The sequence below is a fragment of the Pseudomonas triticifolii genome (assembly GCF_014358015.1).
Lineage (GTDB): Bacteria > Pseudomonadota > Gammaproteobacteria > Pseudomonadales > Pseudomonadaceae > Aquipseudomonas > Aquipseudomonas triticifolii.
In genome coordinates, this window is record NZ_JACONV010000004.1 from 71,834 (window position 1) to 93,475 (window position 21,642).

Annotated in this window: 17 protein-coding genes; 7 read left to right on the plus strand and 10 right to left on the minus strand. The window is 60.1% G+C overall.

The features are described from left to right. Positions 1–38: 38 nt before the first annotated feature. On the plus strand, positions 39–944 hold the full coding sequence (locus H8S56_RS09190) for a LysR family transcriptional regulator (RefSeq protein ID WP_024688385.1): 906 nt from the start codon (positions 39–41) through the stop codon (positions 942–944). 164 nt (positions 945–1,108) lie between these two features. On the opposite strand, the gene H8S56_RS09195 is transcribed toward H8S56_RS09190, so the two are convergent. Both H8S56_RS09195 and H8S56_RS09200 read right to left on the minus strand, forming a co-directional pair. Then, the gene (locus H8S56_RS09195; protein ID WP_187518462.1) at positions 1,109–1,840 is read right to left on the minus strand and encodes an aspartate/glutamate racemase family protein; all 732 of its coding nucleotides are present in this window, start codon (positions 1,838–1,840) and stop codon (positions 1,109–1,111) included. A gap of 10 nt (positions 1,841–1,850) precedes the next feature. Then, entirely contained in the window at positions 1,851–2,570 is a 720-nt protein-coding gene (locus H8S56_RS09200; RefSeq protein WP_187518463.1) for a GntR family transcriptional regulator, read from the minus strand. A gap of 346 nt (positions 2,571–2,916) precedes the next feature. Here H8S56_RS09200 and H8S56_RS09205 point away from each other — a divergent pair, with 346 nt between their 5' ends. After that, positions 2,917–4,368, plus strand: a complete 1,452-nt coding sequence (locus H8S56_RS09205; RefSeq protein ID WP_187518464.1) for an NCS1 family nucleobase:cation symporter-1 — start codon at positions 2,917–2,919, stop codon at positions 4,366–4,368. 71 nt (positions 4,369–4,439) lie between these two features. Here the strand turns inward: H8S56_RS09205 and H8S56_RS09210 are convergent, their stop codons facing one another. The 4 genes from H8S56_RS09210 to H8S56_RS09225 form a co-directional block, all read right to left on the minus strand. Beyond that, a complete protein-coding gene (locus tag H8S56_RS09210) occupies positions 4,440–5,690 on the minus strand; it encodes an OprD family porin (protein WP_024688389.1) in 1,251 nt (416 codons plus the stop codon). A gap of 84 nt (positions 5,691–5,774) precedes the next feature. Next, complete coding sequence (locus H8S56_RS09215; protein ID WP_024688390.1) at positions 5,775–7,079, minus strand: CitMHS family transporter; 1,305 nt, start codon at positions 7,077–7,079, stop codon at positions 5,775–5,777. Positions 7,080–7,197: 118 nt separating this feature from the next. After that, positions 7,198–8,502 (minus strand): dicarboxylate/amino acid:cation symporter, encoded by a 1,305-nt coding sequence (locus H8S56_RS09220; RefSeq protein ID WP_187518465.1) that lies wholly within the window; start codon positions 8,500–8,502, stop codon positions 7,198–7,200. Positions 8,503–8,568: 66 nt separating this feature from the next. Then, positions 8,569–9,651 (minus strand): 4-oxalomesaconate tautomerase, encoded by a 1,083-nt coding sequence (locus H8S56_RS09225; RefSeq protein ID WP_187518466.1) that lies wholly within the window; start codon positions 9,649–9,651, stop codon positions 8,569–8,571. Positions 9,652–9,817: 166 nt separating this feature from the next. On the opposite strand from H8S56_RS09225, the gene H8S56_RS09230 reads away from it, so the two are divergent. Both H8S56_RS09230 and H8S56_RS09235 read left to right on the plus strand, forming a co-directional pair. Continuing rightward, the gene (locus tag H8S56_RS09230; RefSeq protein ID WP_024688392.1) at positions 9,818–10,708 is read left to right on the plus strand and encodes a LysR family transcriptional regulator; all 891 of its coding nucleotides are present in this window, start codon (positions 9,818–9,820) and stop codon (positions 10,706–10,708) included. Between the two features lie 380 nt (positions 10,709–11,088). Further along, positions 11,089–13,155: a hybrid sensor histidine kinase/response regulator gene (locus H8S56_RS09235; RefSeq protein WP_235986765.1), complete on the plus strand. Its 2,067-nt coding sequence runs from the start codon at positions 11,089–11,091 to the stop codon at positions 13,153–13,155. 123 nt (positions 13,156–13,278) lie between these two features. Here the strand turns inward: H8S56_RS09235 and H8S56_RS24845 are convergent, their stop codons facing one another. Genes H8S56_RS24845 through H8S56_RS09250 form a run of 3 tightly spaced genes read right to left on the minus strand, consistent with a single transcriptional unit; the run spans position 13,279 to position 17,993 of the window. Then, on the minus strand, positions 13,279–13,677 hold the full coding sequence (locus tag H8S56_RS24845; protein WP_408003789.1) for a hypothetical protein: 399 nt from the start codon (positions 13,675–13,677) through the stop codon (positions 13,279–13,281). A gap of 45 nt (positions 13,678–13,722) precedes the next feature. Next, complete coding sequence (locus H8S56_RS09245; protein ID WP_187518468.1) at positions 13,723–16,830, minus strand: efflux RND transporter permease subunit; 3,108 nt, start codon at positions 16,828–16,830, stop codon at positions 13,723–13,725. After that, positions 16,830–17,993, minus strand: a complete 1,164-nt coding sequence (locus tag H8S56_RS09250; protein WP_187518469.1) for an efflux RND transporter periplasmic adaptor subunit — start codon at positions 17,991–17,993, stop codon at positions 16,830–16,832. The genes H8S56_RS09245 and H8S56_RS09250 overlap by 1 nt, the downstream gene beginning before the upstream one ends. Positions 17,994–18,145: 152 nt before the next feature. Here H8S56_RS09250 and H8S56_RS09255 point away from each other — a divergent pair, with 152 nt between their 5' ends. From H8S56_RS09255 to H8S56_RS09265, 3 genes are all read left to right on the plus strand, one after another. Beyond that, the gene (locus H8S56_RS09255) at positions 18,146–18,847 is read left to right on the plus strand and encodes a response regulator transcription factor (RefSeq protein ID WP_024686618.1); all 702 of its coding nucleotides are present in this window, start codon (positions 18,146–18,148) and stop codon (positions 18,845–18,847) included. 208 nt (positions 18,848–19,055) lie between these two features. Beyond that, positions 19,056–20,387, plus strand: coding sequence for an ATP-binding protein (locus H8S56_RS09260; RefSeq protein WP_187518470.1), 1,332 nt, complete (start codon positions 19,056–19,058; stop codon positions 20,385–20,387). Between the two features lie 246 nt (positions 20,388–20,633). After that, on the plus strand, positions 20,634–21,119 hold the full coding sequence (locus H8S56_RS09265) for a hypothetical protein (protein ID WP_187518471.1): 486 nt from the start codon (positions 20,634–20,636) through the stop codon (positions 21,117–21,119). A 117-nt stretch (positions 21,120–21,236) separates the two neighbouring features. Here H8S56_RS09265 and H8S56_RS09270 read toward each other — a convergent pair whose 3' ends face one another. Further along, a complete protein-coding gene (locus tag H8S56_RS09270; RefSeq protein ID WP_024686615.1) occupies positions 21,237–21,632 on the minus strand; it encodes a winged helix-turn-helix transcriptional regulator in 396 nt (131 codons plus the stop codon). Positions 21,633–21,642: the final 10 nt, after the last annotated feature.

A 21,642-nucleotide genomic window follows, 5' to 3' on the forward strand; every position in this document is an offset into this window, starting at 1 on the left:
TTGAATTTATGTTGCCTTCAGCGCAACACAGGACAGCCATGAGTCTGGTGCAGGATCGTCGGATCCTTTATTTCTTCGAAGCGGTGCGGCTGGGCAGCGTGCGGGCCGCGGCGGACTTCTTGAACGTCGCACCGTCAGCGGTCAGCCGCCAGATTGCGCAACTGGAACACGAGCTGGGGTCGCCGTTACTGGAGAGGCATCGGCGTGGGGTCAAGCCCACCGAAGCGGGTGACAAGGTGCTGGCCTACTACCGACAGCGGCTGACTCAGCAGGAAGTCTTGCTGGACTCGATCCAGGCACTGCGCGGCCTGCACAGCGGCTCGGTGACGCTGGTGTCCGGGGAAGGTTTTCTGGAAAGCCTGGCGCAGCCGCTGGCGAAGTTTTCGGCGCTGTACCCGCGAATCGAGTTGATCGTGAACGTCTGCGGCAGCAACGAGGTGATTCGCCAGGTGGTGGAGGACGAAGCGCATATCGGTCTGGTGTTCAACCCGGCCGCTGATCCGAAAATCCGCTCTCATGCCCATCAGCGCCAGCCGGTTTGCGTGGTCACGGCACCGGATCATCCGCTGACGCAACAAGCAGGCCCCATCGAACTCAAGACACTGGATGCCTATCGCCTGGCACTGCCGGCTGTTTCGTATGGCATCCGGCAGATTCTTCTGGAAGCCGAACACCAATTGGGCGTCACGCTGGAACCCACCCTGACCTGCAACACCTTCGCCATGCTCAAGCATTTCGCCATGCAGGGCGGTGTCACGCTGCTGCCAACCTTTGTCGTGGAAGAGGAAATCAAGAGCGGGAAATTGCGCGCCCTGCCGTTGCAGAACGAGGTGTTCAGCAGTCCGCAAACGCACCTGATCAGCCGACTGGGCCGACAGCTCAGCGTGGGGGCCAATCGGCTGATGGGCATGTTGCTGCAGGACATGGCGGCGTTCAGGAACTGAGCAGGAATGTGCGCTGCAAACACCGGGCGTCGTGGGAGCGAGCTTGCTCGCGAAAGCGGGTTTGCAGACGCCCGACCTCTGCAGGACAGCACCGGCGGCGTGGTGAGCAAGCGCCTCCCTTACAAAGATCAGGAAAGACCAGGCACCTGCCACACAGCGCCTGATTACCGGCTCAAATACTCGAAGCGCCCCTTGAACGGCTTGCTGATCGGGTCGGCCAGGTCGCCATATTTACTGGTGGTCAGCCCCAGATCCACCAGCGATTCGGCCAGTTTCACCGCGGCACTCACCCCATCGATGACCGGCAGACCCACCGCTTCGCTCAGTTGCCTGCCCAGGTCAGCCATACCACCACAGCCCAGCACGATAGCGCCCGCGCCTTCTTCATCGCGTGCCTGGCGCGCCTGCTCGGCCATGCGTTCGACCAGTTCCGGGCCGCTTTCTTCCAGCGCCAATACCGGCAAATCGATACAACGCACCGACGTGCACAACCCGCTGAACCCATAACGCTGCAGCAGATGCTCGGCGATGATCCGGGTGCGGGTCAGGGTCGTGACCACGGCAAAGCGTGTGGAGATCAGGCTTGCCATGTGAAAGGCGGCCTCGGCGATACCGATCACCGGTGCGCTCGCCGCCTCACGCGCGGCCAGCAAACCAGGATCGCCAAAACAGGCAATGATGTGCGCATCGACCTGCTGCTCACGGCCTTTACGCACTTCTTCCAGCACGCCCAGGGTCGCAATCGCTTCATCGAAATGCCCTTCGATGGACACCGGACCATCGGCCGGCGTGCAGGCAAGGATGTGCGTGCCGGGCCGCGCAACGGCTTCGGCTGCAAAGCCCATCTTGCGGGTCATCGCTTCGCTGGTGTTGGGATTGATCAGTTGGATACGCACCGGGCCTCCTTCAGCGCCGTTTGAAAATACTGTGGAAATCAACGGTCTCGTTGACCGGCTCATCCACGTTCAGGCTGGCACGGATGCGTCGCAGGTGCTCGGCCATCCACGTCCGCGCCTCTTCGCCCTGCCCGGCTTCCAGCAACGTCAGCAGGTCGGCGTGCTCGCCGCAGTCGCAGCCGACACTGCGCCGCGAGCCATACACCGCGACGATCAATGACGAACGGGTGGTCAAATGAGCAACCTGCTCGGTCAGCACCTGATTGCCTGCCAGCGCGCATAACTGCACATGAAAACGTGCGGACAGTTGAATGGCCTCACTGTGACGCCCGGAGTGCTGGGCCTGGTGTTCCTGATCACAGAGCGCGCGCAACGCATCAAGACGCTGGCCGCTGACACGCAAGGCGATGGTGTCCATCAATGCAGGTTCGATCAGTTGCCGGGCACCGAGCACATCCTGCGCTTCCTGAGCCGAGGGCTGCGCGACTTCCGCACCGCGCTTTGGCCGTAAGGTCACCAGACGTTCCAGCGCCAGACGTTGCAGCACTTTGCGAATGCCCGTGCGGCTGATTTCGAAGACTTCGGCCAGCGCGTCCTCCGGCAAACGCGTACCGGGCGCGAGTCGATGCTCGACGATGGCTTCCAGAACATGCTGATAGATCTGCTCATCGCGGCCTTTTTCATCGGCGGCGGGTGCAATAAACAGAGGTGCGCTGGAAGGTTGGGTCATGGCATCACATCGCTCGCGGCGTACAGATCGTATACAAGAATAGTGCCCGATGATGTTCACGCTGAACAGCGCTATCTAAAAGACATCATTCATCAAACGCTACGATTTTCAGCGAGTTTTGCACCTTAAACGCGCGAAAGCGCCCTGTTTACGTGCATACCATTCGCCATGACAGCACTGACCAACACGTCAGCTTTTCCGTTAAAAACCTCACCATGACAAGACTTTCAAGCTGATCAAGGGCAACCCAATCAGGCATGGCACACGTCTTGCGTACACGATCGTATACAAAAAAATCAACGATCGTACCCCGATCCCGTCACGAATCAGCGAGGGAGTAACGCACATGACAGACCAACGCCCGGCCGGATACAGTCCGCGCCTGCACAACCATGATTTGGGACCGGTCCCGCAAAAGTGGACCTGGTACAACATTCTGGCGTTCTGGATGAGCGACGTGCACAGCGTCGGCGGTTACGTCTTCGCGGCCAGCCTGTTCGCCCTTGGTCTGGCCAGCTGGCAAGTGCTGATCGCGCTGCTGGTCGGCATCTGCATCATTCAGGTCATCGCCAACCTGGTCGCCAAACCCAGTCAGCAAGCGGCGGTGCCCTACCCGGTCATCTGCCGCCTGGCGTTCGGCGTGTTCGGGGCCAACATTCCGGCCATCATTCGCGGGCTTATTGCCGTGGCGTGGTACGGCATTCAAACCTACCTGGCGTCCAGTGCACTGGTAATCGTGGTGCTGCGGTTCTTCCCGGAACTGGCGACCTATCAAAGCGTGACCTTTCTCGGTCTGTCCTGGCTGGGCTGGTTCGGCTTTCTCGCGCTCTGGGTGGTTCAGGCCGCAGTGTTCTGGACCGGCATGGAGTCGATCAGACGCTTCATCGACTGGGCCGGCCCCGCCGTGTACGCCGTGATGTTCACCCTGGCAGGCTGGATCGTCTGGCGCGCGGGGTGGGATAACATCAGCTTCACGCTGGCCGAGAAAGAACTGTCGGGTTGGGCGGCGTTTGGTCAGGTGGTCATGGCCATTGCGCTGGTGGTCTCGTACTTTTCAGGACCGACGCTGAATTTCGGTGATTTCAGCCGCTACTGCCGCAGCATGGCGGACGTGCGCCGTGGCAACTTCTGGGGCCTGCCGGTGAATTTTCTGGCGTTCTCGCTGGTGACCGTGGTGATCGTGTCAGGCACGCTGCCCATCTTCGGTGAAATGATTCACGACCCGATTGCCACCGTAGCCCGCATCGACAACACGACGGCCGTACTGCTGGGCGCGTTCACCTTCGTCACTGCAACCATTGGCATCAACATCGTCGCCAACTTCGTGTCCCCGGCCTTCGATTTCGCCAACGTGGCACCGAGCCGCATCAGCTGGCGCGCAGGCGGCATGATCGCCGCCGTAGCATCCATCTTCATCACGCCCTGGAACCTGTTCAACAACCCCGAGGTGATCCACTACACCCTGGACGTACTTGCCGCCTGCATCGGCCCGCTGTTCGGCATTCTGTTGGTGGACTACTACGTGATCAAGAAACAGCAGATCGACGTCGACGCCCTGTTCAACGACACCCCGAGCGGTCGCTACTGGTACACCAACGGCGTTAACTGGGTCGCCGTAAAAGCGCTGCTGCTGACCGCGCTGGTCGGGCTGTGCTTCACCTTCATTCCGTGGTTCAAGCCCATCGCCAATTTCGCCTGGTTCACCGGCTGTATTCTGGGCGGCGTACTGTATTACGGGCTGACCAAAGGCTCGCCAGTCCAGGCCGCCAACATGGCACCGACGGCCAGCCACGGCTGATCAAGGTTTCGCCCATCACTGACAATGCCTGGCTTGCCCAGGCATTGTGCTTTTCTGGACAGGTTTTCTTCTTACCAGAGTGCGATGTCGTAAGTCAGGTAAAGCCGATTGCTGTCGCGCCCTCGGGCGAAATCGGATCGATACACGTAGTTACGCAGTTTGATACCCAGCCCCTTGAAGGCACCGCCTTGCAAGACGTAGGCAATCTCGGCATCACGCTCCCACTCACGCAACTGTGCCGGGCCTGACTTCTCGTTGTCGCCCCGCAGGTAGCGGGTGGAAAACGTCAGCCCCGGCGCACCGAGACGGGCGAAATCGTAGCCATAGCTGACCATCCAGGTTTTCTCGTCTTCCTCAATGAACTTGCCGATGCCGACGTTACTGAACGAATACACCGTCGCACCGCTTATATAAGGAAGGCCTGCATCGCCGCTCAGCACCTGATAACCCGCCCCGACGCTGTGCCCCGAGAACGCGTAGGTCAACTGACCGCTGAGCATGTCATTGTCGATCTTGCCGCCGCGCGCAGCGCCCGCATCGACGCTGTGAAAATAGCGCAGATCACTGGTGAGCACGCCTGAACCCAGCTTCAGATCATGCTGAATGGACGCAAACTGCTGACGATAGAACTCCTCCAGCTCACCGTAGAAATAGCTCAGACGAATCGTCTTGCCGAGCCGGTAATCGCCCCCGACATAAGAAAAGTCAGAGCCCTTGCCGCTGAAGCCATCCGGGATAATCGAGCGGCTGTCCGAGGAGTCGCGCAACTTGAATTGATCGAGCCGCCCGCCTGTCAGCGTCAGATTTTCGATGTCCGTGCTGGTGAACTGTGCTCCCTGATAGACCTGCGGCAACAGCCGGGCATCGTTGTAGACCAGCACCGGTGTCTTGGGCAGCAACGAACCATACTTCACCGTGGTTTTGGCCAGACGCACCTTGGCAGCGGCCCCCAGACTCGAAAATTCGTCGGCCGCCCGCCCATCGCTGTGGACCGGCAACAAGCCCGTGCCGCTGCGCCCCTTACCGGAATCCAGCTTGATCCCCAACAAACCCGAAGCATCGAAGCCAAAACCCAGCATGCCTTGGGTAAACCCGGATTGATAATCCAGCAGCAGCCCTTGCGCCCACTCGGTGCGCTCGCTCTTGGCCGTCGCTGCCGCGCGGGCACTCAGGCCGTGTTCGTCACGAAAGTTTTCGTTGAAGTACACATTGCGCAGTTGCAGTTTCAATTTGCTGTCTTCGATGAAGCCGTCTGCGCTGACCCAGGGGGCAACACTCAACAGCAGTGAGGGCAAGGCTGCGCGTTGGAAAAATGTGTTCATGCTCATGGCTCGTTCTTGTTATTGGAGGCGCAGCGATCCACCCGCCCGATAACGGGCAGGTGAAGGCATGCGAAGGGTTTTACGTCAGACGAACAGGGTGATCGCGCCCGTCAACAGTGCCAGCGCGGTCACCACCAGTGACGTGAGCACGGCCCATTTGAGGGTGGCTTTCTGGAAGTCGCCGATGTCACGGTCGATCATGCCCACCAGCAGCAGGGTCGAGGCCACCAGCGGGCTCATCAGATGCACCGGCTGGCCGAGAATCGAGGCCCGGGCGATTTCCAGCGGGCTGATTCCATAGGCAGCGGCCGCGTTGGCCAGGATCGGCACAACCCCGAAGTAATACGCATCGTTGGACAGTACGAACGTCAGTGGCATGCTGGTGATGGCGACTACCAGCGGGAACAGATGGCCCCACTCAGGCGGAATCCAGCTCACCAGGGTTTGCGCCAAGGCATCGACCATCTTGGTGCCGGAAAAGATACCGGCGAAGATACCGGCGGCAAAGACCAGCAGCACCACGGTCATGGCGTTGCCGGAGTGGGCCAGAATCCGCTCTTTCTGGATGTCCAGTTGCGGGTAGTTGATCATCAGCGCGATCACGAAACCGAGCAGAAACAGGATCGCCGAGTGCATCAGGCCCATGACCAGCGCGATCATAACCACGATGACCAGCGCCAGGTTGACGTATGCCAGCCTGGGGCGTTTGTGGGGTGTATCGCCCAGAATGGCATCGATGTAACAGCCGCCACCGCCGCTTTGCAGTTGCACATTACCAATACGCTTGCGCTCGCTGCGCCCCAGCAGAAACGCCGTGAACACCACCCAGGCCGCACCGCCGATCATGGTGGGTAGCAGCGGCACGAAATACTCGCCGGCATCCAGCCCCAGCGCGGCGATGGCCCGCGTGGCCGGTCCGCCCCAAGGCGTCATGCCACTCATGATGCTCAACGACAGCATCGAAATGATGCCCAGGATCATCGGGTTCATGCCGATGCGCTTGTACAGCGGCAGCATGGCCGCGCAGGTGATCATGTAGGTGGTCGTACCATCCCCGTCCAGCGCCACGGTCAGTGACAGCAGCGCAGTCCCGACGGCGATTTTCATCGGATCGCCGTTGACGCGCTTGAGGATTTTACGAATCAACGGGTCGAACAGACCGGCATCGATCATCAATCCGAAAAACAGAATCGCGAACAGCAGCAGCGCGGCGGACGGTGCGACCATTTTCAGGCCGTCGAGCATCATCTTGCCGGTGGTGCCGCCAAAGCCGCCAATGAGCGCGAAGAGCACCGGCACCAGGGTCAGCGCGACGATGGGTGACAAGCGTTTGGACATGATCAGGTAGGTGAAAACCACCACCATGGCTAAGCCGAGGAAGGCAAGCATCGGGACATTCTCTTCTTGTTATGGATGAACGACGCGCACGGCAAGGCCTGCCGGGTCTCGCGATGGCGAGGCCCGAAGGCGAATAATACGTGTCGGCCGAAGGTTTTTTACGACTGGATCAACTGCGTTTGGCGACCTGCGGTTTTTCCCATTCGGGAGCAGGCCCAATGGCAGTCGAGCGGTTGTCGAGTTGCTGCATCAATACCTGACGATCACAGGCGTTTTCCGACAGCGAGATCACGACCGTGGCCACCGCATTGCTGGCCAGGCTGGTCAGCGCGCGGGCTTCAGACATGAACCGATCGATGCCGATCAACAAGGCCAGGCCTGCCAGCGGAATGTCATGGATCACCGTCAGGGTCGAGGCCAGTGCCACGAAACCGCTACCGGTTACCCCTGCTGCGCCTTTGGAGGACAGCAGCATGATCGCCAGCATGGTCAGGGTCTGGGTCATGCTCAGTTCGATGTTGCAGGCCTGAGCAATAAAGACCGCCGCCAGCGACAGGTAGATCGCCGTGCCGTCCAGGTTGAAGGAATACCCCGTCGGCAACACCAGCCCCACGACACCCTTCTTGCAGCCCAGCGCCTGAAGTTTTTCCAGCATGCGCGGCATCACGGGCTCGGTGGAAGACGTACCCAGCACCACCAGAAACTCTTCGCGCAAGTAGCGCAGCAGCTTCCACAGACTGAAACCATTGGCGCGGCAGATGCTGCCCAGCACCACGAACACGAAGAAACCGCAGGCGATGTACAGGGTCATGATCAGCTTGGCGAGCGAGCCCAGCGAGGTGATGCCGTACTGACCTACCGTGAACGCCAGCGCACCGAACGCGCCAATCGGGGCAAAGCGCATCAGGTAGGAGAAGATCTTGAAGACCATGTGCGATGCCGATTCCAGCACATTCAGCACTGGCTTGCCGCGCTCGCCCAGCGACGACAGGGCAAAGCCGGACAGCACGGCGATGAACAATACCGGTAACACTTCGCCCTTGTTAAACGCGCCGATGAAGGTGTCCGGGATGATGTGCATGAAGAAATCCACGACGCCCAGCTTGGCCGCAGACTCGGTGTACTGGGAAAGACCTGCCGTGCTGAGTTTTGCCGGATCGATGTTCATGCCGGTGCCTGGCTGGAACACATAGACCGCAACCAGACCGATGATCAGGCTGATCACCGTCAACCCCAGAAACAACAGCAATGTCTTGCTCATCAGACGCCCGAGCGACTGTTTGTCGCTCATGCCGGCAATGCCGGTGACGATGGTGCAGAACACCACCGGGGCGATCATCATCTTGATCAGCTTGATGAACGCGTCGCCCAATGGCTTGAGGGCAACGGCCTGCTGACCCCAGAGATGACCGACCAGAACCCCGAGGATCACGGCGCAGATGATCTGGAAATACAGCGATTTTGCGATTTTCATGAGGCATCACCCATTATTGGAGTTGTTCTGATGCGGGTTTGAACAAACAGGCCAGGCGGTTAAGACCTAACCCGCCAGTCGCTGAGCGAGTGGCGCGTACACTTCGCCGGAAAACAGTCGGCGCGCCGTGCGCACCACTGAAGCCCGAATGGTCTGCTGATCAGGTCCTACGTAGCTCATGGCAACGTCGATGGCCCCGCTCGGGTGTTCGAGTCGTACCTTCTGCAAGCGCTCGTGACCACTGATCCCCAGCAGCTTCGCGACCACCGTGGCGTCGCTGACACAGGCCGTCGCCAGGCCAATCGAGCCGGTGATGGCCAACGCCTTATGACAGTTATGTGGCATGAAGTAACGAACCTTGAGCGTGCCACCTGCACTGGGCAGAGACACCAGTACCGGCTTGGGAATCACCTTGTCGCTGACATCGCCCAGCCCCATCGCGACACCGGCCTTGAGCCGCAGCGCTTCGAGCCTGCGCAGGAAGTCAGTGTCGGCATCCAGTTCGGCCGGGCTCTCGTCTCCACGCTTGCCCAGCAATGACGCCTCAATGATCACCATCGGCATGGCCATGTCGATGCAGGTCACAGGTACGCCGTCGAAGACATCGGTCTGTCGGCCGGTCGGGAACAGCTTGCCGGTCTTGCTGCCCGCCGCGTCGAGAAAGGTCAGTTGCACAGGTGCTGCCGAGCCGGGTACGCCGTCAATCTGCGTATCGCCGTCGTAACTGACCTGACCGGCTGGCGTGCTGACGTCGGCGCAGACAAAGGTGCCGGTGTTGAGGTTGCGAATCCGTACCTGGGTCACATCACCGGTCGCCGCCACCAGCCCGTGCTCGACGGCGAAAGGCCCGACGGCGCAGAGCATATTGCCGCAATTGGGCGCAGTATCGACACGGCGCTGGGACACCATCACCTGTACGAACAGATAATCGACATCGGCATCGGGGTGCTCGGAAGGACTGACGATGGCAACCTTGCTGGTCTGCGGGCTGCCACCACCAATACCGTCGATCTCCAGCTCATGCCCCGAGCCCATGACTGCCAGCAATAGTTCGTCACGCTCAGCGGTCGAAGAAGGTAGATCACTGGCGAGGAATACCGGCCCCTTGGAGGTGCCGCCGCGCATGAGAACGCAGGGAATCGGTTGCATAATGTCTGACTCTTGGTGATCAATTGGTGGCATTGATGTGTTGGAAGCAAGAGTCACATGGATTATTTTGCTTATCCAATGCAAAGATCGTAGCCATTATTCCACTTAACGAAATAATGTAATGCAATCGAATCGCCTTTCCATGTTCGGCAGCGGGGAATAAAACTTGGAATATGAACTGCAAGATATCCGATCTTTCGTGAAGATCGCCGAACTTGGCAGCTTTCATGAGGCCGCCGAAGTGCTGCACATCTCGCAGCCTGCACTCACGCGGCGCATCAAGAAGCTCGAACAGGGCCTGGGGACGTCGCTGCTTGATCGCACGACGCGACGGGTCAGCCTGACCAGCGTGGGTCGGGATTTTTTCCCCAAGGCTCGCCGGTTGCTCGATGACTTCGAGGATTCGATTCTCAACATCCGTGAACTGGCCGAGCGTCAGATTGGTCAGGTCACCCTCGCCTGCATCCCGACCGCCGCGTTCTATTTCCTGCCCAGCGTGATCCGGCTGTACAACGAGCGTTATCCCCAGATCCGCATCCGCCTGCTCGACCTGAGCGCCAACGAAGGTCTGGAAGCGGTGCTGCGGGGTGAGGCGGACTTCGGCATCAACATGATGAGCGGGCAGCACCCGGACATTGAATTCGTGCCGCTGGTTAAAGAACCCTTCGTGCTGGCATGCCGACGCGATCATGAGCTGGCAAAGCGTGAATCGGTGGCCTGGATCGAGCTGAGCGATTACCGGTTAATCGGTGTCGGACGCCTGAGCGGTAACCGGATGATCCTCGATCACGCTCTGGCCGGGCTCGGCTGGCGTCCGAAATGGTTCTACGAAGTGCAGCATTTGTCGACGTCATTGGGGATGGTCGAAGCAGGTCTGGGCATCTCGGCCATGCCCAGCCTGGCGATGCCCGCCGATGATCACCCGACCCTGGTCAGCGTTCCGCTGGTTGACCCGGTGGTGATCAGAACGCTGGGGCTGGTATCAAGGCGCGGCGCATCGCTGTCACCCGCTGCCGAGAAATTCGTCGCGATGCTGCTGGAGCAATGGCCACAGTAGTGCCGGGACCTGGCATGACGCTGTCCCGTAGCGAACAACGACTGCGGGGCTCGTCTCAAGACGCAGCGAGGCGTTCCGGGTTATCCGCTGGATCCACGACGCATTGCCCTGGCATTGCTTCATTCCTGTCATCAAATACGGCTGAAAAACCCGGCATCGGTAAACCTTTAACGGCAGCCTGGGCACCATGATGTGCTTTTAACATCACCTAAGTCCGTGGTTTATGGAATGATCACGTGTCAGTGACGTCTATGTTGCACCAAGCGACCGCAAAAATTTTCGATTTGCACAACTTCTGCCCAGTAAAACTGCCTCATGACTGAGGCCTTGCGAACCAAGCGCGTAAATGAGTCGACCGTATGAATAATGATGCGCCTGACATGGGGCCAATACATTCAGAACAATCGGGTTCTCCTGCAGAGGAAACCTTCGAGCAGATGCAGCTGGCGCTGGACTCGGGCGCCGTCGTGGGCACGTGGGTATGGGACGTCACCGCCGACCTGCTCGTGGCCGACGAACGCTTTGCTCGCAGCTTCGGATTGCTGAAGCAAAAGTGCCGCGAGGGTTTACCGCTTGAGTGCGTAATGGCGTCCATCCACCCGGACGATGTGCAGCGGGTCAAAGATGCGATCAGCCACATCCTCGAAAGCGGCGATGTTTTCAGGTGTGAATACCGGGTCAGACAAAAAGATGGCGTTTATCGCTGGGTAGAAGCCACCAGCCGTATAGAACGTGATGCTCAGGGCAAGGCCGTGCGTTGCCCTGGCGTGTTGCTGGATATCGAGGCCCGCCGCGCTGCCGAACAGGAGCGCGATCGCCTCACTTCGTTGCTGCGTATTTTCACGGCGGCGGTTCCAGGCGTGGTCTACGCCAAGGATCTTGAGGGCAAAATGCTCGTGGCCAACCGTGGCACGGCCGCCTTGGTCGGCAAACCCCCGGAGTTCTTCATCGGCAAGACCGACATGGACTTCCTTGATGACAAGGATCAGGCGCGGATCATCATGGAAACCGACCGCCGGATCATGGACACCAACACCAGCGAGCAGATCGAAGAACAGGTAAATCTGCCCGATGGCTCGGCCGCCACGTTCCTGTCCACCAAAGCCCCGCTGCTCAATGACGACGGTGAAGTCATCGGCCTGATCGGCTCATCAATCGACGTGACGGCCAGAAAGCAGGCCGAGGTGGCCGTCCAGGAACTCAACCAGACGCTGGAGCAACGTATAGGGCAGGCCATTCACGAACGTGAACAGGTCGAAGATGCGCTGCGACACGCGCAGAAAATGGACGCTGTCGGTCAACTGACCGGCGGCATTGCCCACGACTTCAATAACCTGCTGGCCGGTATTTCCGGCAGCCTGGAAATGATTCAGACCCGCATGGCTCAGGGGCGTCTGGCCGATGTGGATAAATACGTCAGCGTGGCTCAGGGTGCCGTCCGAAGAGCCGCGTCCTTGACCCATCGTCTGCTGGCTTTTTCCAGGCGTCAGACGTTGTCGCCTGAAGTGACCAACGTGAATACCTTGATTCACGGCATGGAAGAATTGATCGGTCGCACGGTTGGCCCGTCCATAGAGCTGCAAGTCGTTGCCGATAAAAACGTGTGGCCTGCACTGATCGACCCTGCACAGCTGGAAAACTCGTTACTGAATCTGTGCCTGAACGCCCGCGATGCCATGCCCAACGGCGGCCGCATCGTCATCGAAACCGCCAACGCATCGCTCGACGAATGCATCGACCCGGATCACGGTGTTGCCGCTGGCGAACACCTGAGCATCCGCGTGACGGATAACGGCACCGGCATGAACCCGGACACTGTGGCCAAAGCATTCGAGCCGTTTTTCACCACCAAACCGATTGGCGCGGGCACCGGCCTCGGCCTGTCGATGGTGTACGGCTTCGTGAGGCAATCGGGTGGTCAGATCAAGGTCGAGTCGGTGGAAGGTCAAGGCACCACCATCGTGATGCATCTGCCGCGACACATTGCTGAAGCCGGCCAGCATCCTGCTGGCAAGGGCAAAGACGACGCGTCCCGAATCCCTCATGGCGAAACCGTGCTGGTGGTCGATGACGAGCCGTCCGTGCGAATGCTGGTCGTCGAGGTCCTGTCAAACCATGGCTACCACGCCCTCGAAGCCGCCGACGCGCAGGCGGGCCTGGAAATTTTGCAGTCGGACACGCACATCGATCTGCTCATCAGCGATGTCGGCCTGCCAGGCGGCATGAACGGCCGGGAAATGGCCGACGTCGCGCGCAAGCATCGTCCCGCCCTGCCCACGCTGTTCATCACCGGCTACGCCGAAACCTCGGCGCTGGACGGCTGCCACCTGCAACCCAAGACGCAGATACTGACCAAGCCGTTCGGGCTGGAGGTGTTGGCGTCAAGGATCAAGGAGCTGATCAGTGAACGCGGCCAGGATCAGGATCCGACGCGCGCTTTCAGATGAAGCATGGGGTGGTGTTCGTAACGCCCCTCCCCTTGCCTGACGATGGGGTCTTGAGAACTCATCTCGAGGCACCCTCGCTACTCTGATCGCCCATGACGTTGCCAGCGCCAGTCAGACGCCAGATTAGCGAGCCTCTGTTCTGCGCAACACGTGCCACACCACACCACTCATCACCCCGATCAACCCCGCAGCCGCCAGCAGCACCAGACTGTGCGAGGCACTGAACGCTGCCTGTCCGGCCGTCATCAGCGGCTGGGCCTTGTCACCGCCGAGGGCATTGGCGGCGATCATGGTCTCGCCGATGGAGCGTGCAGCGGCAAGCGTGCCCATAGGGATCAACAGGCTGGCCATCAGCGACGGATAGATGTCGATGATCCACACCACCTGCGTGCCGCTGGCTTGCAGGGCCAGGGCGAGCGACGGCACAGCGACGTGCAGAATAGTCATGTCCAGTACGATCGGCAGAGACGCCATCATCACCGACAACAACATCCACCAACGATTTACAGCTTTTCCAGGCACGACAGATAACCTTTTTTCACCGTATTGAGCGCAGCGCTCGCCTGCTTACTGCGTCCGCCCGGAGCGCTTCAACCGCTCTACCAGCCCCATGACCAGCACGAAAAACACCGGCACGAAGATCACCGCCAGGGTCGCAGTGAGCATCCCGCCGATCACGCCCGTGCCAATCGCCTGCTGACTGGCCGAGCTTGCGCCGCTGGCGAACACCAGCGGCACCACACCGAGCATGAACGCCAGCGACGTCATCACAATCGGCCGCAGGCGCAGGCGCGCTGCCTGGATGCTTGCCTCGACCCGACCCATGCCTTGGTCGTTCAACGTCTTGGCAAACTCGATAATCAGGATCGCGTTCTTCGCCGACAGCCCCATGATAGTGATCAGACCGACCTTGAAAAACACATCGTTGGGCATGCCACGCAACGTGACGGCCAGCACTGCCCCCAGAATGCCCAACGGCACCACCATCAGCACGGCCAGCGGTATCGCCCAGCTCTCATAGAGCGCCGCCAGACACAGGAACACCACCAGCATGGACAGCGCCATCAACAGCGGCGCCTGTCCGCCCGACACGCGCTCCTGCAAGGACAGGCCTGTCCACTCCAGCGCGAAGCCCTTGGGCAACGCCGAAGCCAGACGTTCCAGCTCATCCATCGCCTCACCCGTGCTGTGTCCCGGAGAAGGTTCGCCAGACAGGCTTACGGCGGGATAGCCGTTGTAGCGGTTGAGCTGGGCCGGCCCTCGTGACCAGGTCGCCTTGGCGAAGGCAGACACCGGCACCATGCGACCCTCACGGTTTTTGACTTCCAGACGCAGCAGATCATCAACCTGCTGGCGACGATCCCCCTCGCTCTGCACGATCACCTGCTGCATGCGACCTTTGTTTGGAAAGTCGTTCACGTACGCGGAGCCCAGCGAGGTCGAGAGCACACTGGCGATGTCCGAGAACGACACGCCCATGGCATTGGCTTGCTGGCGGTCCACTTCGATATTGACCTGCGGCGCTTCGGCCAGAGAGGCTTCGCGCACGTTCTGCAGGACTGGACTCGCGCCCGCCTTGCTCAATAGCTCGTCCCGCGCCTGGGTCAACGCGTTGTAGCCCTGAGCGCCACGATCCTGGAGCCGCACCTCAAAACCGCCCGAGGTGCCCAGCCCTTCGACCGGAGGCGGCAGCAGACTGAACACCATGGCGTCCTTGAAGCCCATGAACACTGCACTGGCACGGTCTGCGATGCTCTGCGCAGAATCTTCTGCGGATCGCTGCGACCAGTCCTTCAGCGTCGTGAAGGCCAGCGCCGCATTCTGACCACTGCCGGAGAAGCTGAAGCCCAGAATCATCACGGTGTTGGCGATACCGGGCTCCTGCGCATTGTGCGCTTCGATCTGTTTGGCGATTTCAATGGTGCGGCTCTGGCTCGCACCGGGCGGCAACTGGATATCGGTGATGGTGTAGCCCTGATCCTCGACCGGCAGAAACGAGGACGGCAAGCGGCTGAACAGCAGCCCCATCACGCCCACCAGCAGCAGGAATACAAACATGTACCGACCCATCCGGTGCACCGCTTTGTGGACCCAGCTTTCATACCGGGCACTGAAGCGCTCGAACGTGCGGTTGAACCCACCGAAAAAGCCACGCTTCTCATGATGCGAGCCCGCCGGGATCGGCTTGAGCAGTGTCGCGCACAGCGCAGGCGTCAGGCTCAAGGCCAGAAACGCCGAGAACACGATGGCAACGGCCATGGAAATCGAGAACTGCTGATAGATCACGCCGACCGAGCCTGACATGAACGCCATCGGAATGAACACCGCGGTGAGCACCAGCGTGATCCCGATGATCGCACTGCTGATTTCACCCATGGCCTTGCGTGTCGCCTCCTTGGGCGACAGACCTTCCTGCGCCATCAGTCGCTCGACGTTCTCAACCACCACAATGGCGTCGTCCACCAGAATGCCGATGGCCAGCACCATGCCGAACAGCGTCAGCACGTTGATCGAGAATCCCAACAGGTACATCACCGCACATGTGCCCATCAGGGCGACCGGCACCACCAGTGCCGGAATCAGCGTGTAACGAATGTTCTGCAGAAAGACGAACATCACGATGAACACGAGCACCATGGCTTCCATCAAGGTGTAGATCACTTTTGTGATCGAGACTTTGACGAAGGGCGAGGTGTCATAAGGAATGTCATATTTCACACCGGCCGGGAAGTAGCGCGACAACTCGTCGAGTTTTTCCCGCACCCGCGTCGCGGTGCTCATGGCGTTGCCTGCAGGTGCCAGTTGCACGCCGACAGCCACGGACGCCTTTCCGTCCAGACGCGTCGCGAAGTTGTAGCTCTGACCGCCCACCTCGACTCGCGCGACGTCGCCCACGGTCACGGTGGAGCCGTTGGGATTGGCCTTAAGCACAATGGCAGCGAATTCCTGCGGCGTACTGAGCTGCCCTTTGACCATGACGGTCGCGGTCAGCTCCTGATCGGTCGCAGAAGGCAGATCGCCAATGCTGCCCGCCGAAACCTGCACGTTCTGCTCGGCGATGGCCTGGCTCACGTCAGCGGGGGTCAGGTTATAGGCAACCAGCTTCTGCGGGGCTATCCAGATTCGCATGGCGCGCTCGGAGCCGAACAGCTGGGCCTTGCCCACACCCTCAAGACGCTTGAGTTCGTTGACCACGTTGCGCGCCATGTAATCGCTCAGGGCGATTTCATCCAGACGGCCGTCGGTGGAGGTCAGCGTGCCGATCATCAGGAAACCTGCCGAGGTTTCTTCTATCTGCAACCCCTGCTGACTCACTGCCCGAGGCAGGCGTGGCTCGATCACTTTCAGGCGGTTCTGCACATCGACCTTGGCCAGCTCCGGATCGGTGCCGTTCTGGAAGGTGATGGTCATGGTCGCCGTGCCCTGGCTGCTGCTGGAGCTGAAATACAGCAGGTGATTGACGCCGTTGAGTTCCTGCTCGATCAGGCTCACCACACTCTCATCGATGGTCTGGGCCGAGGCACCCGGATAGGTGGCGGTCAGCTCGATCTGTGGGGGCGCGACGCTGGGGTATTGGGCGACAGGCAAATTCGGTATGGCCAACAGGCCAGCCAGCACGATGAACAGCGCAATGACCCAGGCGAAGACCGGCCGGCTGATAAAGAACAGGGCCATTACTTACGCTCCGGGTCAGCAGCGTGCGCAGTCTGCTCTACAGCATTGACCTTCGCACCGGGCTGTACATGCTGCACGCCTGCGACCACCACGCGATCACCTGCCTCAAGGCCTGACTGCACAATCCAGCGATTACGCTGCACCGCGCCCAATTCCACGGCACGCTCCTGAACCTTGCCATCGCCGTCCACGATCATCACTAGCGCCTTGCCTGCCGCGTCACGTTGCACCGCACGCTGGGCGACGGTAATCCCCTGCGCTGTGCGCGCCTGATCCAGCTGCACACGAATGAAGCTTCCCGGCAACAGCTCGTTGCGAGGGTTGGGAAACTCGCTGCGCAGGGTGACCTGACCGGTGCTCTGATCCACCGTCAGGTCGGAAAACAGCAACCGCCCTTTTTCCGGGTACGGGCTGCCGTCTTCCTGAAGCAGCGTGGCGCGGATTGAGCCCTGCTCAAGCGCCTGCAACTGACCTTGCTGCAACGCACGCCGCAGTTCGCTGATCTGTCGGGTGGACTGATTGATGTCGGCGTAGATGGGTTGCAGTTGCTGAATGACCGCCAGCGCCGTGGCATCGCCCTGCCCGACCAGCGCGCCTTCGGTGACCAGCGCCTTGCCGATGCGCCCGGAAATCGGCGCCGTGACCGTCGCATAGTCCAGGTTCAAGCGGCTGCGTTTGAGTGCCGCGCGGGCAGACGCAACGTCTGCCTGGGCTTGCAGAAAACCGGCCTTGGCGTTTTCAGCGTCCTGACGGCTGACGGCATTGATGTTCACCAGCTCGGCGTAGCGTTCCGATTGCAAGCGCGTCTGATAGAGGTTGGCTTCAGCCTTGCGCAACGCCGCTTCGGCGCTTTCAAGATCGGCCTGAAACGGCGCCGGGTCGATACGAAACAGGACATCACCCTGTTTGACATCGGTGCCTTCGCGATAGACCCGCTGCAACACGATCCCGGCCACGCGCGCGCGCACCTCAGCGGTACGGGGCGAGACCAGACGGCCGTTGAGTTCGGTGGTGAGGGTCAGTGGTTGTGTGGTGACGGTTTCGACGCTCACCTGCACAGGCGGCGCGTCCTGCGGCGCAGGCGGCTCGCTGCAGGCGGTGAGCAGGACAAGGCCTGCGCACAGGAGCAGACGGTTTGGATGAATACGCAAGACTGGCAGCATGATTGGCGTTCCCCTGGACGTTACGCCATGCTAGAGACACCCGCGCCAACGCATGTAAACAAGTGTTGGGAAGATGTGAAGAAGTGTTAAGGGTTCGCGCTAACGCGTCATGCCTTGGTTATGCTGAACCTCTTTGTGAAACGGCCCGAACAATGACCACGATCATGCTTGTCGAGGATGACACCGCACTGGCAGAGCTGATTGCCAGCTATCTGCAGCGGTTTGACTATCAGGTGAGCGTGGTCAACCGTGGCGACCGAGCACTCGAAAGCATGCATCGACTGCGGCCGGATCTGGTCATCCTTGACCTGATGCTGCCGGGGCTGGACGGCCTGCACGTCTGCAGACAGTTGCGCGATGAACAGCCCACCCTGCCGATCATCATGCTCACCGCGCGTGGGCAGAACGACGACCAGATTCTCGGCCTGGAAACCGGTGCCGATGACTACGTCGCCAAGCCGTGCGAGCCGCGGGTCCTGCTGGCACGCATTCGTACCCTGCTGCGCCGCAGCGCGCCTGCCGCGCCGCGCCATGATGCGCGGCAGATCGTGCTCGGCCAGTTAGTGATCGACCTCACCGAGCGTCAGGTGCAGTGGCGCGGAAAAGACGTCGAGCTGTCGTCAGGGGAATACAACCTGTTGCTGGTGCTGGCCCGTCATGTAGGCGAAGTGTTGAGCCGCGATCAGTTGATCCAGCAACTGCGTGGTATCGAGTTCAATGGCGTGGACCGTTCGGTGGATGTAGCCATTTCCAAGCTGCGTCGCAAGTTCGAAGACGATCCCGGCGACCCACGAAAGATAAAGACCGTGTGGGGCAAAGGCTACTTGCTCAGCCGCGCTGAATGGGATGAGTAAGTCACGTGTCAAACACCCCGTGGCCTGCCCGAATACAGGCAGTTTCCTGTGAGAGACACCTCTATAGCTCTGACACGGGAGGGTGGGAGGCGGCTTGCCAGCGATGGCGTCGGCCCAATCGCTGAGATGGCGGGTAGAAAAACCGCACATAGCCCGAACTGCTCGATCTGTTTACCTTTTTCCACCTTTGACTAGTCGACTGATCACCATGCTCAAGATGCTCGCACGGCTTTATCTGATTCTGCTGGTGGCCTACACCATCGCGTTGTATGCGGTGCCCGAACTGGTGCTCAAGGTATTCGAAGAGCGCAACCTGACTTACAACCAGGAACAGGTGAGGGGCACGCTGAAGCTGATCAAGACCCGCTTCACCCAGGCTTCTCCGGCGACCTGGCCGGACATCGAGCGCGAGCTGCAAAACGATTTTGCGCCATTGGAGTTGAGGGTGCTGTCGGTCACCGACCCGAGCCTCTCTGCCAGCGAACGAACCGAGCTTGAACAAGAAAGGAACGCGCTGCGCACCGGTGATTACGGCATGGCAAGTACCGTGATGACGCCACTCTCGGCTGATCGGGTAATAGCGCTGGTGTTCCCGGAACCGCCGGTCGATATCAACATCATGTACTGGCTGATGAACGTGCTGGTCGGCGTCGCCATGCTGGGCTGCCTGTCGATCTGGTTCTGGCCGCACTGGCGCGATCTGCAACGGCTCAAACACACCGCCATGATGCTGGGCAACGGCAATCTGGCGCAACGAACCCGGATTTCGCCACGCTCCAATATCGGCGAGCTGGCCCAGGTGTTCGACAAGATGGCGCAGGACATCGAACAGTTACTCAATCAGCAGCAGGCATTGTTGAGCGCCGTGTCCCATGAACTGCGCACGCCGTTGTCCAGGCTTGAGTTCGGTATGGCGCTGGTGCTGGCAGACCCGCTTGAAGCACCTACCCGGCTGAGGCTGGAGCAAATGGTCGGGCACATCCGGGAGCTGGACACCCTGATCGACGAGCTGCTGTCCTACACGCGCCTGCAATCGCCGTATCAGCAAGCGGACCGGCAAAGCGTGCCTGTGTCGACGTATCTGGACAGCGTGCTGGGCGGTTTTTTTGACGACCCTAGGCCCTTTACGCTGAGCCTGCAGGTCGAGAAAGCACCCGAGCATTTCGTACTCGATCCGCGCCTGACTGCAAGAGCCCTGCACAACCTGATTGGCAACGCCATTCGCTATTGTTCCAGCCAGGTGCGGGTCAGCATCTGGACCTGCTCGAAAGACGGCTTGTACCTCGCGGTCGAAGACGACGGCATCGGCATACCCGACAGCGAAAGAGCACTGATCTTCGAGCCTTTTTACCGAATGGACCGAAGCCGTGATCGGGAAACGGGAGGATTTGGGCTCGGGCTGGCGATCAGTCGGCGTGCGATTGAATGCCAGGGCGGCAGGCTGACGGTTGACTCATCGCCGCTGGGCGGTGCCCGATTCGTGATCTTTCTGCCGCGGGTAGACGCCCAGGCGACCCACGGCACACCCCCTCCAAACTGAAGCACCGAGCGCTTTCCAGAAGCAACGATATCCAGGCAAGCCGCTCTTGCCGACAAACACCCTACCGGGCGTTCATGCAACGGGGCGTGCGCCTGTTGTTCAAGCGGCACATCATCGAATTCCGGCGTCCACTCAGGATTATGAGGTTGCGATCACAATTGTCTGAAGTCCCTGAATACCTGCAATGAAGAAAACGAGATAAATGTCGATACAGCTTTATGAAGCGAATCCATTCAGGCGAAGACCATGATCACCCTTAACTTGCAGTTTGCCAGCGCTACGCCGACATCGACGCTGAACACCGGCGTAAAGAGCGCAGCCGATGATGCTCTGGACGTAGCGTCCGACAGCACGGCACAAAGTCCCGCCGAAGGCGTTAAAGTGTCGCTGTCCAGCGTTAGCCTGCAAAAAACCGCCGAGGACAATAGCGCCCATTCGAACAAGGACATTGAAGAGAGCGGATTGCCAGAACAGGCGCAAAGTATCCTGAAGATGATTCGCGAGCTGCAGCAAAAGATCCGGGAAAAGCTTGAGGAACTTCAGGCCCTCATGGCGGATACCAGCCTGAGCCCTGACGTGAGACGGGCTCGTGTCGCGGGCGTGCAATCCGAACTGGGGGCACTGACCAACAGCCTGATGACCGCCAACAACAACCTGGCCAAGCTTTCCCGAAACGGCACACTGTCCAGCGAGCAGGCAAAACAAGCCGCTGCGCTGGCGATGAAAAGCTAAGCGCCGCGCCTCGACGAACCTCTCGCTACAGGCTGAAAAGAAACTCTTCGTACAGGCGTTCCCGCCGCATCCTGGACGCGGCGGGCATCGGCACGCTCATCGTGTCAGTGCCCCTCTTCACTGGCCTTTCTCCTCCACTGCCCTAGCTGCACGACCGCGCCCGGCGGACCTGACCGGTACGCTGGCACCGTATTCCTGCCACCAGAGCATCAGCGCCTCCATGGTCGGCGCAAGACCTCGGGCCTTTTCGGTCATTTCGTATTCGACACGGGGAGGCACTTCGGCGAACACGGTGCGCGTCACCAGACCGTCAGCCTCCAGCTCGCGAAGCTGTGCCGTGAGCATGTGCTGGGTGATTCCGGGAATGGCCTTGCGCAGCTCACCAAAGCGGTAGATGCGCTGATTGACCAGCCACATGATCTCCAGCTTCCATTTGCCTGACAGCAATGAAAATGCACGGCGCATTTCTTCATGCATATTGAGTTCGACAGGTTTGTCCGTCTGGTTTTCCATGCTGAGTACC